The organism is Arthrobacter sp. B0316-1-20 (genome assembly GCF_059091865.1).
The window spans coordinates 93,104-106,046 of record NZ_JBNHHC010000014.1; the positions used below are offsets into that span (position 1 = coordinate 93,104).

Annotated in this window: 14 protein-coding genes and 1 tRNA gene; 9 read left to right on the forward strand and 6 right to left on the reverse strand. The window is 65.1% G+C overall.

All coding sequences use genetic code 11. The features are described from left to right. Nucleotides 1-40 precede the first annotated feature (40 nt). Nucleotides 41-904 carry an SDR family oxidoreductase gene (locus AC5RW2_RS22345; RefSeq protein WP_494074602.1) on the reverse strand — a complete coding sequence of 288 codons (864 nt, stop codon included), beginning with the start codon at nt 902-904 and terminating at the stop codon, nt 41-43. A 64-nt stretch (nt 905-968) separates the two neighbouring features. Between AC5RW2_RS22345 and gluQRS the strand changes: the two genes are divergently transcribed. From gluQRS to AC5RW2_RS22360, 3 genes are all read left to right on the forward strand, one after another. Continuing rightward, the gene (gene gluQRS / locus AC5RW2_RS22350; protein ID WP_494074603.1) at nt 969-1,886 is read left to right on the forward strand and encodes a tRNA glutamyl-Q(34) synthetase GluQRS; all 918 of its coding nucleotides are present in this window, start codon (nt 969-971) and stop codon (nt 1,884-1,886) included. A 121-nt stretch (nt 1,887-2,007) separates the two neighbouring features. Further along, complete coding sequence (locus tag AC5RW2_RS22355; RefSeq protein ID WP_494074604.1) at nt 2,008-2,814, forward strand: SGNH/GDSL hydrolase family protein; 807 nt, start codon at nt 2,008-2,010, stop codon at nt 2,812-2,814. A gap of 257 nt (nt 2,815-3,071) precedes the next feature. Then, nucleotides 3,072-4,343, forward strand: a complete 1,272-nt coding sequence (locus tag AC5RW2_RS22360) for an MFS transporter (RefSeq protein WP_494074605.1) — start codon at nt 3,072-3,074, stop codon at nt 4,341-4,343. Nucleotides 4,344-4,436: 93 nt separating this feature from the next. Here AC5RW2_RS22360 and AC5RW2_RS22365 read toward each other — a convergent pair whose 3' ends face one another. Continuing rightward, nucleotides 4,437-4,886: a hypothetical protein gene (locus tag AC5RW2_RS22365; protein WP_494025118.1), complete on the reverse strand. Its 450-nt coding sequence runs from the start codon at nt 4,884-4,886 to the stop codon at nt 4,437-4,439. A gap of 176 nt (nt 4,887-5,062) precedes the next feature. On the opposite strand from AC5RW2_RS22365, the gene AC5RW2_RS22370 reads away from it, so the two are divergent. Next, nucleotides 5,063-5,509 carry an iron chaperone gene (locus AC5RW2_RS22370; RefSeq protein ID WP_494074606.1) on the forward strand — a complete coding sequence of 149 codons (447 nt, stop codon included), beginning with the start codon at nt 5,063-5,065 and terminating at the stop codon, nt 5,507-5,509. A gap of 131 nt (nt 5,510-5,640) precedes the next feature. Then, nucleotides 5,641-6,138, forward strand: coding sequence for a DUF456 domain-containing protein (locus tag AC5RW2_RS22375; protein WP_494024148.1), 498 nt, complete (start codon nt 5,641-5,643; stop codon nt 6,136-6,138). An 82-nt stretch (nt 6,139-6,220) separates the two neighbouring features. Here the strand turns inward: AC5RW2_RS22375 and AC5RW2_RS22380 are convergent, their stop codons facing one another. Further along, nucleotides 6,221-6,682, reverse strand: a complete 462-nt coding sequence (locus tag AC5RW2_RS22380) for an Lrp/AsnC family transcriptional regulator (protein WP_493989860.1) — start codon at nt 6,680-6,682, stop codon at nt 6,221-6,223. A 438-nt stretch (nt 6,683-7,120) separates the two neighbouring features. Further along, the gene (locus AC5RW2_RS22385) at nt 7,121-7,606 is read right to left on the reverse strand and encodes a hypothetical protein (protein WP_494074607.1); all 486 of its coding nucleotides are present in this window, start codon (nt 7,604-7,606) and stop codon (nt 7,121-7,123) included. 646 nt (nt 7,607-8,252) lie between these two features. On the opposite strand from AC5RW2_RS22385, the gene AC5RW2_RS22390 reads away from it, so the two are divergent. From AC5RW2_RS22390 to AC5RW2_RS22405, 4 genes are all read left to right on the forward strand, one after another. Beyond that, nucleotides 8,253-8,325 (forward strand) — tRNA-Ala (locus AC5RW2_RS22390). A gap of 289 nt (nt 8,326-8,614) precedes the next feature. Beyond that, on the forward strand, nt 8,615-9,238 hold the full coding sequence (locus tag AC5RW2_RS22395; protein ID WP_494074608.1) for a hypothetical protein: 624 nt from the start codon (nt 8,615-8,617) through the stop codon (nt 9,236-9,238). 71 nt (nt 9,239-9,309) lie between these two features. Further along, entirely contained in the window at nt 9,310-9,861 is a 552-nt protein-coding gene (locus AC5RW2_RS22400; RefSeq protein WP_494074609.1) for a hypothetical protein, read from the forward strand. Between the two features lie 319 nt (nt 9,862-10,180). Beyond that, nucleotides 10,181-10,771 carry a hypothetical protein gene (locus tag AC5RW2_RS22405; RefSeq protein ID WP_494074610.1) on the forward strand — a complete coding sequence of 197 codons (591 nt, stop codon included), beginning with the start codon at nt 10,181-10,183 and terminating at the stop codon, nt 10,769-10,771. Nucleotides 10,772-11,398: 627 nt separating this feature from the next. Here the strand turns inward: AC5RW2_RS22405 and AC5RW2_RS22410 are convergent. Continuing rightward, complete coding sequence (locus tag AC5RW2_RS22410) at nt 11,399-11,977, reverse strand: hypothetical protein (RefSeq protein ID WP_494074611.1); 579 nt, start codon at nt 11,975-11,977, stop codon at nt 11,399-11,401. A 175-nt stretch (nt 11,978-12,152) separates the two neighbouring features. Next, on the reverse strand, nt 12,153-12,737 hold the full coding sequence (locus tag AC5RW2_RS22415; RefSeq protein WP_494074612.1) for a recombinase family protein: 585 nt from the start codon (nt 12,735-12,737) through the stop codon (nt 12,153-12,155). Nucleotides 12,738-12,943 lie beyond the last annotated feature (206 nt).

Here is a 12,943-nt window from a genome sequence, read left to right on the forward strand (position 1 = left end):
CGCGGACGCCGGTTCAGTCGTGCAAAACAGCTCCCGCAGTTCAGTCGCGGACGCCGAACAGCTCCCGCAGGCTCAGCGCCGGCCGCCCGGTGAGCAGGTCCACGTCGTGGGTCACCAGGTCCAGTTCCCCGGCGGCAATTGCCGTGTAGGTGCTGACCCAGGCATCCAGCTGCCAGTCCGGCGCGCCGTAGTGCGCCCGGCTCGCGTAGGCCTCCTCCACCGTTTCGTTGAGGAATGACGTCGGACGGCCCGTTGCCTCCGCGATGGCCGCCGCCGCCTCGGCCAGGGTCACCGACTCCGGGCCGGTCAGCTCATAGGTGAAGCCGGCATGGGGCATCGGTTCGGCCAGGATGGTCGCGGCCGCCCTGGCTACGTCCTCGCGGGCCACGAAGCCCGCCTTCCCGTCCCCCGCCGGACCACGAATCAGGCCCGATTCGTCGGCAAATGACGGCAGGACGTCTGCGTAGAAGTTGTTGCGCAGCAGCGTGTGCTTCAGGCCGGTTCCGCGCAGTTTCTCCTCGGTCGCGTAGTGGTCCCTGGCCAGCGTGAACGTTGCGTCCTCGGTCGCACCGATGAACGAGGTGTAGACAATGTGCTGCACGCCGGCGTCGATGGCGGCATCGATGAAGGTGAAATGCTGCTGCAGCCGGTCCTCGGCTTCGGCGGCAGACACCATGAACACTGTCTCGATACCTTGCAGCGCGGCGACGACGGCGGCCTTGTCGCCATAGCCGGCAGTCGCCGTCGTCGACCCGGGCAGCTGCGGTGCACGCGACGGGTCGCGGACAATCAGCCGCTGTGAAAGGTTCTGCTCCGCCAGCATCCTGGCGACCATGCCGCCCAGCTCGCCGGTGGCACCGGTGACGGCAATCGGGGTTTCCATGCGGGAGTCGGGTGTGCTCATGGCACCAGCCTAATAGGCGCGGCAACACCCCGGCGGGCGGGGAGCGGCCTGCTACCGTGGGGACGTGCCAGCAGCAGCCCAGAGTCCCGCCGGTCGGTTCGCGCCCAGCCCCTCGGGTGAGCTGCACGTCGGCAACCTGCGCACCGCGCTGCTCGCCTGGCTCTTCGCCCGCGGCACCGGCCGCCGCTTCCTCATACGGGTGGAGGACCTGGACCGTGCGAGGGCCGGGTTCGAGGCCCGGCAACTGGCGGATCTGGCGGCCATCGGCCTGGACTGGGACGGCGAGGTCGTGCGCCAGACCGACCGCGCCGCGGTCTACCGCCACGCGCTCGGACAGCTGGCGGAGGCCGGCCTGCTCTACGAATGCTTCTGCACGCGGCGCGAGATCGCCGAGGCTCCCAGCGCGCCGCATGCTCCGGAGGGGGCGTATCCGGGAACCTGCCGCAACCTCACCGACGCCGAACGCGAGGAACGCCGCCAACTCCGCCCCGCGGCGCTGCGGCTGCGAGCTTCCACCGCCAGCTATACGGTGCCCGACTGGCTGCACGGCGACTACACCGGCGCCGTTGACGACTTCGTGCTGCGGCGAAACGACGGCGTCCCCGCCTACAACCTGGCGGTGGTGGTGGACGACGCAGCCCAGGGCGTGGACCAAGTGGTGCGCGGCGACGACCTCCTGACCTCCGCCCCGCGGCAGGCATACCTCGCCTCGCTGCTGGGGCTGCCGCCGGTCGAATACGTACATGTGCCGTTGGTCCTCAACGAACGACGGCGGCGCCTGGCCAAGCGCGACGGCGCGGTGACCTTGGGCGCACTCGAGCTGGCCGGGCTGGACGCGGCCGCGGTGCGCGGCCTGTTGCTGGCCTCGCTGGGCTTGCCGGACGTCCCGCTGCCCAAGCTGCTGTCCGAGTTCCGGCCCGATGCCCTGCCGGTTGAGCCGTGGATCTTCGAGCCGCCGGAGCTGGTTCCCGACCCCAGCTGACGGCAGGCGGGAAACTGCCCGCTCGCCCGGGACTCATAACCGCGGACAACCTGGCCGGCACAGCGGCGGACTTCACCGCGTGTTTGCCGGTGCGCCGCCCGGCGCCGCTAGTCTTCGGCAGATGGGCGGACTATTCGTGGCGCTGGGCGACAGCTTTACCGAGGGCGTGGGGGACTACAACGCCAATTTTCCCAATGGCGTGCGCGGCTGGGCCGACCGGGTGGCCAAGCAGCTGGGCAAGCAGGACCCGGACTTCCGCTACGCAAACCTGGCGGTACGCAGCAAGCGGCTCCACCAGATCATCGCGGACCAGCTGGAACCGGCCATCGAGATGCAGCCAACCCTGGTCTCCTTTTATGCCGGCGGCAACGACATTTTGGAGCTTAAGCGGAGCATGCCGGAACTCCTGGCGGAGTACGAATCCGCCGTCCGCCGGCTGGCCGAAACGGGTGCGCGTTTGATCCTTTTCACCGGCTTTGAGGTCATGCTCCCGCCCGTCCTAGAGCCGATGCGGCGGCGCAACTGGGTGTTCAACGAGGCCGTCCGGGACCTGTCCCGGCGTTACGGGGCGGTGCTGGTGGACCACTGGGCGTTCGACCTCTATCAGGACCGGAGGATGTGGGACACGGACCGGCTGCATATGTCCGCGCTGGGGCACAAGTACATGGCGGCCAGGGTCTTGGAGGCCCTCGGCGTGGCGCACACACTCAGGCTGAAGCGGCCGGAACCTCCGGTGCGGGCGGGCTGGCGCGCGGCACTCCGGCGCGAGCGCGACTGGCTGCAGGAATGGGTGGTCCCGATGTTCGGCCGCAAGCTCAGGGGCGTCACGCTGGGGGACAATCTGGCGCCGCGCTGGCCGGAGCCGGTCCAGGTCTCGCACGGGCTGAAAAAGCTGGCCCGACAGCGTGCCGCTGCTGCCGCAGGCTGACGTCCCGGCAGGGCCCTGGCCCGGCTGGCCTACGGCTGACCTCCCCGCAGTTATCGCCCGGCCGCTGCGGGGCACAGGCTGGGCTCACGCCCCGCAAGTCCTTTTAAGGCCCGCCGGTCAGCGCTGTCGGCCTGCCGTTAGGCGATACCGCCGGCCGCCGCGGCATGGTCTTACCGGCCTGCGCGGTGGCGGCTGTACGCTGTTGCAACAACAGGGACCGCGGCCAGGCCGCGCCGTCGGTGAGGAGGGTTGTGGCCATGTCCGTCCAGGAACCGCGCGATCCCGTGCCGGCGCTCGACCTTCCCGCGGCGTTCCGGGAGCCCACCACCAAGGTCCGGCCCGGCTGGGTCACCGCCGTCGTGCTAACCAACCTCGGCATCAATGCGGCGTTCTTCGGCCCGCTGCAGGTGCTGCTGGCCCAGCAGTCGCAGGCGTTCGATGCCGTGAACAAGGAAGCCGTCCTGGCGATGGCCACCGGCTTCGGCGCCGCCGTGTCACTGGTCGCCAATCCGATCTTCGGGGCGCTGAGCGACCGCACCACCTCCCGGTTCGGACGACGCGTGCCGTGGGCGCTGGCCGGCGGCGTCCTGGGCTTCGCCGCGCTGTTGCTGCTGTCCGGCGCCCCCAACATCGCGGTGATGGTGATCGGCTGGTGCCTGGTGCAGGCCGGGTGCAATGGCGCCTACGCGGCCGTTACGGCCAGCATTCCGGACCGCGTGCCGCGGCGGCAGCGCGGCCAGATCGGCGGGCTGGCCGCCATCGGGCAGACGCTGGGCATCGTGATGGGCGCGGTGCTGGCCAATCTGGCCGGCGGCTTCGTCCTCGGCTACATCTACTGCGCCGTGTTCCTGCTGGCCAGCATCATCCCATTCGTGATCGCGGGCCGGGACACCCCGTTGCGCAAGGCCGACCGCCCGCCCTTCGCCTGTCCCGGCTTCCTGAAGGGCTTCTGGATCTCCCCCGCCAAGCACCCCGACTTCGGCTGGGCGTGGCTGACCCGCTTCCTGGTCAATCTGGGCAACAACATCTTCACCCTCTACCTGTTCTTCTTCCTCCAGGACGCCGTGGGGCATCCGGACCCGGCCGCCGGCGTGCTGCTGCTGACCGGAGTCTATGCGGCCATGGTGGTGGTGATGGCGGTCGTGGGCGGACCTCTGAGCGACCGGGTGGGGCGCCGCAAGCCGTTCGTCATCGCGTCCTCGGTCACCATCGCAACTGCATCGGTCATCGTGGCCATCACGCCCGCGTGGCCGGCCGTGGTCGGCGCGGCCATGGTCCTCGGCGCGGGCTTCGGCATGTTCCTGGCCGTCGACTTCGCCCTGCTCACGGAGGTGCTGCCGAGCGCCGCCGACCGGGGCAAGGATATGGGCGTCATCAACATCGCCGCCTCGTCGCCGCAGGTGATTGCCCCGTTGATCGCCGCCCCCACCGTGCTCTACCTCGGCGGTTACACGGCGCTGTTCGTGCTGTCGGCCGTGATCGGGCTGCTCGGCGCGGTCTTCGTGGTCAAAATCAAAGGCGTGCGGTAGCCGCGAGCGCACGTCGCTGGGCCGACACCGCCGCCTCTGCGGCCTCAGGCAGCCCCGCGCACGGGCCGATGCGCCGACACCGCCGCGGAGCGGCTAGTCGATGAAGGCTGCCTTCGAGCTGTACTCCTGATAGAGCCGCGCTGCGTCGCCCACCGGCAGTTGGCCGTACTTCAGGGCCGTCAGCAGCCCGTCGAGTTGCGCGCTGGCGGACTCGGCCGTCGAGATCTGATCCGCGCTGTTGCGGGAATTGGCAAGGCCGGACGCAATCGCGGCGGCAAGGGAGAGGATCGACGCCAGGATGCAGATGACCTGCCAGACGATCGACGTGCTGGATAGCGAGAAAGCGCCCGCCACCGCCGTGTTGAAATTGTTCTGGCCGAAGCCCGGGCCCGCCGTCAACGCGGCGACGACCGAGCTCCCGACGACGCTGACATTGGTCAGGCGGTTGCGTTTGGGACGGGCACGGCGAAGAAAAGCCCTGATCTCATCACGGCGCTGGTCGATTTGCCGGGTCAGGTCCTGGCGGTTCTGTGCGTCGTCCATGATGTCCCCGCGCCTTCCGTTAACCAGCCCCGCCCCTGTAGCCGCGAGGTATCGCTGCACCGTATATCAGATTGCCCGCCGACGGCTACGTTTTTCACGGACCGAGCAGAATTGGAGAAGCCCGCGCCCCCAAGCGGCTGCTACTGTCGGTCGTGATTCGTACAAGGGAGATCGAGATGAGCGCCAACCAGAAGTCCGATGCGGGCGGCTTCTCGGAGGCCGAGCGCGCCGCCATGAAGGAGCGGGCCCAAGAGCTGAAGGCGCAGGGGCGCAGCGGCCAGAAGAAGGCCGACAACGAGCGCGCCGTGCTCAACGCCATCGCCGAGATGCCCGACGCCGACCGCGTCCTCGCGGAACGCATTCACGCGCTCGTCACCGCGAACGCGCCCGGGCTTCTGCCCAAGACCTGGTACGGGATGCCTGCATACGCCAACACGGACGGCAAGGTCGTCTGCTTCTTCCAGGGCGCGGCCAAGTTCCAGGCCCGCTACGCGACCTTCGGATTCAACGATGCGGCCACGCTCGACGACGGGCCGATGTGGCCGGTCTCGTTTGCAATAGTGGAGTGGACCCCGGCAGTGGAAGAAAAGGTCGAGGCGCTCGTCAAGGCCGCGACCGCGTGAGGGCCCTCTCAGGACCGGCGGAAACCATCGATGCCGGCGCTGCGTCCGTGGCTTCGCCCTGCAGCCGGCGAAAGCCCCGCCCGCACCCAGGCCTGCCGGATCCACCCGCCGCACCCCAGTAGGCTGGGTGGGTGGAAGCCCAGATACTCGCGACCGTCTTTTGCGGCCTGCTCATCGCCGTCGGTATTGCCGGCATCGTCGTCCCCGTGCTGCCCGGCACCATCACCATCGGCATCAGCCTGCTGGTCTGGGCCATCGTCCTGCAGAGCACTTTGGGCTGGGTGGTCTTCGCGATCGGCATGGTTTTCGTGGCCGCCGGCATGCTGGCCAGCCTGGTACTCACCGGGCGCCGGCTGAAACAAAGGCAGGTGCCCAACTGGTCAATCCTGGCGGGCGTGCTGGTGGGTGTGGTCGGGATGTTCGTAATTCCCGTCGTCGGGCTGTTCATCGGGTTTGCCGCCGGGCTACTGCTCAGCGAATACGCACGACGGCGGGACTTTGGCCAGGCGGTCGGGGCCAGTTGGGCGGCGCTCAAGGCCGTGGGCCTGGGCATGCTGGTGGAGCTCGGCTGCGCCTTTGCCGCCGGCGCCGTCTGGGTGATCGGTGTGCTGGCGCATTTCTTCTTCTAGCTGGCCCCGGGCCGGCTATCCGAGCCACCGGCTCTTTTAGGCCGGCGCGGCGGTGCGGCGGTGCCGCTCTGGCTTCAGGCGATCAGTCCTGCTTTAACAGGCCCGTGGTGCGGTAGGGGATCACCTCGCGCAGGAACATCTGCGTGGAGGTGCGGGTGATGCCCGGGCAGAAGCGGATTTCTTCGCTTACCCGGTACAGATCGTCCGGGCTGCTGGCCACCACTCTGATCAGCAAGTCCGTATCGCCCGCAGGGGCGTGGCATTCCAGCACTTCCGGGATCTTCCTAAGCGCTTCCACCGCATCGTTGAGCTTGCTCTGATCCAATTCGGCACTCACCATGGCCATCACCCCGCGGTTCAAGGCTTCCGGCAGCACCCGGGCCGAGTGCGTGCGCAGACAACCAGAGGCCGCCAGGCGCTCCAGCCGTGAATGGACCGTGCCGCGGGCCAAGCCGAGCCGCTGGGCCAGCATCATCACCGGAATCCGCGGGTCCTCATCCAGCGCCAGCAGGATCCGACGGTCCGTCGCATCGAGTTGCTGCAAAATGACCACTTCCTGTCGAACGCCGTGCGACCGTTTGAACACTCTGATCAATTGTAAGCCCCACGCTTGCACGGATTGTCGGGAAGGTGCTCTGATACCTATCAGATCGGGCGAAGCCACAAGCTGCCAGTCCGTTGAGGTGCACGGTTCAGGCCCACGAAGCCGGAGCAGTGTCTGCGGGCCCGCGAAGCCCCGACCTTGTTGTTCACACAGCTGAAGACCCCTGCCAGTCCGGATGCCGGACCGCCAGGGGTCTTGCTGTTCGCCACGAAAACTTCAGGCCTTATCACCGGGCGACGGTAGTTCCCATTCCCAAGCGTCCTGCCCGTATACGGACATGACCAGTGTCCCCTGCGTTTTTGGAACATCGAGCAGGACCAGGCCAGTTGCCTACTCCGAAGCTAACGCCTACTGCAGACGTTTTGTCGTCCTCTTTGGTTACTGCGCGGAGCCGCGGCAGCCGGAGGAGGCGACGCCCACCTGCGGGGTCAGCTCCTCAAGGTCGGAATTGAACGTCTTGAGGCGGGCGCTGATGGACTCGATAGTGGCCACGTCGCCCTCCATGCCTGCCATTCCGGACTCGTAGATCATGCCCGGCAGCGGTGTCATAAGATCGATCGCTTCCATGGCAAGGTCCAGTGCCTCGATGCAGGAGTCCGGGGAGACCTCCACACGCTCGGTGATGGTTTCGGTGACGGGCTCAGCCTCGACGGTGACGGTGGGCCCGGGGACCTTGACCTCGACAGTCTCCGGGGGGCCGCCGGCGGCCGCGGAGCCCATCATGATGCCCACGACGCCGCAGGCAACGGGCAGCACCCACGCCTTCTTGTACCAGGGCTTCTTGGGCTTCTGCTCGGTCTGCTGCGGGGCGCCGAACGTGGTGGGCGGGGTGGGCTGCTGCGGGGTGCTGGAGGAGTAATCCATGGCCGGTTGTTCCTTTGCTGTTGGCGTGAGAACGGCGGGCCCCATGGTGGAGCCCGCCGGTGGTGCTATTCGGTTGGTCTTTGTTGATAATCGGCGTAAGTGCTGGGAATGTAAGCCAGCGCCCCGCGCCTCCTAGTAGCGGGTAAGCTGTTTGCCCGCCTTGAGGCGGTTCAGTTCGTGCGGGCGCAGCTTGCGGCACCGCTTCCAGTCCCGGCGGGCAACACCATGGTGGGCGCGTAGACGAAGCCGTTTTCGTCATGCTTGGCAATTGGCGCTGAGAAGTTGCTCGAGCTATTTCATGGAATGAATGAATTTGCGAAAGGTCGGACAAGGCTTTGCGAGGAAGACCAGCGATGAGAACCCCGGCCTGATTCTTCAGGCCGGGGTTCTCGCTAGTCGAGGTGGACCAGCAGTTTTACCAACTCGACGATCAAACGCAGTAACCGACGAGTAAGTGTCCACATGCTCGGGCACAAGGACGCCTCGGTTACGCTCAACGTCTACGCGGACCTGTTCGATGATGATCTGGACTCGGCGGCTAACACGCTCGACACTGCTCACCGGAAAATTCTGTGATCATTTGGTGCTCAGGCGGGCCGATGCGTTACCCTTACAGACGTGTGACTGCGCGTGAACTCGCGCATCCGGGGCTTTAGCTCAGTTGGTAGAGCGTTTCGTTCGCAATGAAAAGGTCAGGGGTTCGATTCCCCTAAGCTCCACTACACGAAAGGCCCCTACTTCCCTGAAAACAAAGGGAAGTAGGGGCCTTTCGCTTGCCCTAGAATCTCGTCCTTGACATCCGCGACGTCTCATGCGTTCCCTTCGATTCTTGGCCCTTCTCTAGATCATCGTCACTTTTTCGTCACCTCAATGCTGCCGATTCCGTGTGTTTACAGGGCACTGGTGCTGTGAGAGCGCGCAGCTGACCCGAGTGACGCCAGCGGTGAAGTTATCGACTCGGAATAGAGCCTCCCAGTCGAACAGTCAGGCGCGTGATTGGATCGAGCCATGAGAAAAATGTGGGGGATTTTTACTGTCGGGCTGCTGACTCTATCGGGTTGTGCCTCGAATACTTCGGCCGCGGAGCCCGACGCCAGCAGCTCGTCGCCCGCACCGGAACAGCCGGTGTCAGCGTCGGCTACGGCGTCTGCTTCCGCGTCGGAGATTGTGGAGTCCATCTGCAAGGACTCCAATAAGGATTCCACCAAGGGCGGTGTTGAGCTGGAGCAGGCCCGCCTGCTCAGTGATGGCTCATTGCTGTTTGTGGAGTACAAGCTTGCCGGAGATCTGCCTACGACTGGCCGGGTGTTCTTCTCCGTAATGGCGTCCAGCGCAGACGGAGAAACTTCATACCAAATCGGCTCGACTTTCCAGGACGGCATGGAGAGCGAGAACTTCATCTTCAACTCCGGCACGGCAACCCAGAAGGACATCACCAACGGCGCTGTAGCCGTCGACGGAATGGTGGCCGTCCGTTATCCGCTGGGCGATCTGGAGGGATTAGGCGAGGAGTTCCGGTGGGCCGCAAATGTGAGCGTCGACGGCACGGACGTTGACCGTTGCCCGAATGGCGATGGTCTGGAGGGCATCAAGATTGCCGAAGATGAATGGATGGTTCACGTAAACTCCTGAACATGGAAAAGGACGGGCGCCAGCCCGTGCCGTTCCTGCGTCGACTGTTCGGCCGATGAGAGAGGAGCCCAGTGGCAACTCAGCGTCTTACCGTCGCCCCTGCCGCCTCGCACTACACCGTGAGCCCGCCCGAGCGGGAGCATCCGGTGGAGTTCCTAGACTTCCTGGTTAATGGCCAGCCGCTCCGGGACCTGCTGATTATTCCGGAAGACGAGAGACGCCCCGAACAGGAGACGACGGTGCTCCGCGACGACTGGGTACCGCAGGCTGCGGTCGATTACCTGAATCGTTTGCTGGGACTCATGGCGGGCGACTTCGACGACGGGCGCATTGCGCTCCTGGTCTGCCCAATCGACGGCGACGTATGGTGCGACGCGGTGAGCATGGAACTGGTTCAGACACCGCAGACAGTCGTCTGGCAGAAGTTCGGGTGGCAGACCGGCACCGCTGACGACGATCCTTGGATGTTCCCGGACCAGTCCTTCACTTTTGACCGGGCCGAATACGAGCAGCTTCTGCGAGGACTTCGGGAGCGCTATGAAAAGCGGGCGTCCCTGCCCCTCCCGGTCAGATTCTTACTCCGTAAGTTTGCCGGTCGCCGGCGCCATGAAGGCCGAGGTTGACGCGCCGACGTCCCTGAGGAACGGGTGGACGGTATGCGTGCCCTGATAGCCCCCCACGAACGGATCATTGAGACACAGGCTGTTGCCCTCAGGATGCTGGAGAAAGGTTCAAACTCAGCCAGAGAGCCCACGGTGTCCGATGTTAGCCCCGCAGAGAGGCGCACAGAGCCTCCTGCGCCTGCTTCTTATCAGGTTCCGGATACAGACACGGACGGGCGTCAGCCCGTCCCGTTCCTGCGCCGGTTGCGGCTGATAGGCCGGCGGAAGTCCTGGGCCGTCGTATTGCAGCGACTTGAAGCTGGCATGTGAGGATGGGTCCATGTCTCAGAAGGCCCAGTCAAAGAAGAAGATCCATTCGAGGCTCACCCACTCCATGAGGGAAGTCCGGCCGGTCACCATCTTGCGTACCGTCGTGCCGGACTGGGACATTCAGGGCATCGTACTGGACCTCGGTGCCAAGTGGGTCCTGCTGGCCTCCATTCGAGATGGCGGGTACCTGGATGGCTACCGGGTCCTCAGGCTGGCGGATCTGCGCCGGGTGGATCAGGAAACCACGTTCGAGAAGTTCCTCCACCAAGACGAGCAGTGGCCGCCGGCGAAGCCCGCGGCTTCATTCGACCTCGCGAGTCCGCGGGCCATCCTCGAAACCGCGACGGCGGCGGGCACGATCGTCTCAGTGTTCCGGGAAACGAAGCATCCGGGCATCCGTCTGATCGGCGTGCCCGGAGGTTGGACCAAGAAGTCCGTAGGGTTGCTGACCATCGACACCAAAGCCAACTGGGAGGACTTCCTGGAGGAGATCCGGTTCAAGGACCTCACCCAGATCGCCTTCGGAGGTGACTACGACAAGGCGCTCATGTCCGTAGTCGGCGCTATCCCGCCGGAGACCGAATCTAAGTATGGACTTTGAACCGCTGGGGCTGGCCGACAGGCCAGCGCCTTGGCGACTGTCTACCCCTTGTAGGCGCCCCTTGGCAGTCAGGCCCTTGAGAGCGGACTGAACCTTCCTGCGCCGGCTACTTGGCCGCGGGTAGGTGTCGTTCACCTGATCAGGCTTCCGTCACCCCCGCGGCGCTTAAACATTACCCAAATGACCCGTGCGATAACGAACAGCACCAGGGCGGCCCCCAGGGCGGCTAGTCCCATAAATCCGAGAGTGATTCCAATCCGGAGTGCAGAGGGCCGGATGTCGTCGTTGGCTTCAGCAATCCCACCGAAACCAAGCCAGGTGAAAAAGGCACTAGTCAGGCCGACGACAACCATCGTCGAGCCAACCCCGTATACCGCTGCATTCGATAACCGGCCCACGTCTCCACGCTCCTTGTCGCCCTACCTTCCGGCCATCCTATGAGCTGCTACAACCCACCTTGGAGGGCACGCCGCAGCGTGACCGACTCCAACACTGTCTTGACGGTGGATGTGTGCCCTGCCTTGCCCGTTGCTGGCGGGAGAACCCATTCAGCAGGCACTAGCAGGGACGACGAAGGCCACCCCCGCAGGGTGGCCCTGGCTTGCTGCGCCGCTTGCTGTCCCGCCGCTAGCTCTCGATGTAATCTGCGCAGGATTCGTAAGGGTCCGCCGGCAGTTTCAGCTTGGCCCGAAACTTCTGGCCCAAAGCTAACCCCGGGGATTGGGCGGCTCGCTGTTCGATGTCTGCCATGAGGGCAAAGAACTGGTCCGTAGTCTTGGCAGATGCCAGCACAGCAGCCTGACCTGCGTTATCGTACACGTCCTCGAGGAACGGGTTAACGTCCTCTTGCAGTTCACGGGGCCAAAGGATGTCTTCGGCGGAAAAGGCGTCCGCCAGATCTCGCTGGACCTCGCGCAGCTTGGCCGCAGCCGTGGTCAAAGGTTCCAGAGCAGGCTGGCCGCCATCTTCGGCCTGGGCATACGCGGGGAGGTACACCTCGTCGAATTCGTCCACCGCGTTGTTCATCGGGCACACATGCTTCAGGTAGTACATTCCCGCTTCCTCAATGCTCATCGGCACTGGTTCGGTCGGACTGCTCGGGGCCGCAGCCGGAGTGGAGTTGGCCGACTGCGCGGCATCCCCTCCGGCAGCACAGCCGGTGAGCAAAAGCAGAGCAGCCAGCCCGTAGGCCAAGCGCATGTTCATGGTTCCCCCTGGAATCGTGGTGCGACCGGTACATCGTATCCACCTGAGAAGCACTGCTGGCGGGGACCCGCCGCCTCCTCCTCAACGTGACAGGGAACCGATGGAACATCAACAATTCCTGCCCCCGCAGGGTGCCCATTGTGGCGTCGGCCGATAGGCCAGCGGTAGTTCCTGGCTATTTGGCTTCCAGTGGCCGGATGCGCCGGTAGAGCGTGGCGCGGGACATTCCCATGTCGCGGGCTACCTGTGCGGCGGGCTGGCCGGCGTCGATCAGACGCTTGGCATTGCGGATCTGCAGGTCGGTGAACTGTTCCTTGCGCCCTCCAAGATCCTTACCGGCGGCACGGCGCTTGGTCACGCTGTCATTGATGCGCTCGCGTTTGATGTCCAGTTCCATCTGAGCCAGTGCGGACATGACGGTAAAGACCATCTGCCCAGTGGGAGTCCTGGTGTCCACGTCGCCGCCACCGAGGTTGAGCACGCGCAGCCCCGCACCGCGTTCCTTGAGGTCATCGGCCAGTGTCAGCATGTTGTGGGTAGACCGGCCGAGACGGTCCAGTGTGGTGATGACCAGGGTGTCCCCGTCGTGCAGGGCGGCAAGCGCCTTATCCAGTTCGGGCCGTGAGGCCCGGCCCCCGCTCATGCCGTGGTCGATGTAGAGATCGTCCCGGCGGACCCCAGCACCGATCAGGTCTTGTTCCTGACGGCCCGTGTCCTGGGCCTTGGTCGATACCCTCGCGTAGCCAATCATCTTTCCCATGCCCTATGCCCCTCTCGATGTGTCTCGCAACAGTGATTGATTGCATGAAATGTAACAGGCACTTGTGAGACATGCAAGCGAGACACTTCCAGATGGTGTCCCGGTAGCTGGTGTGTCTCGCAACCAAGATGTCTTAGATCCCATGGGTAGCGAGACACATGGGACTGATGTCCGTCAGATGCTGCCCGGTGAGGCGTGTTGATAGC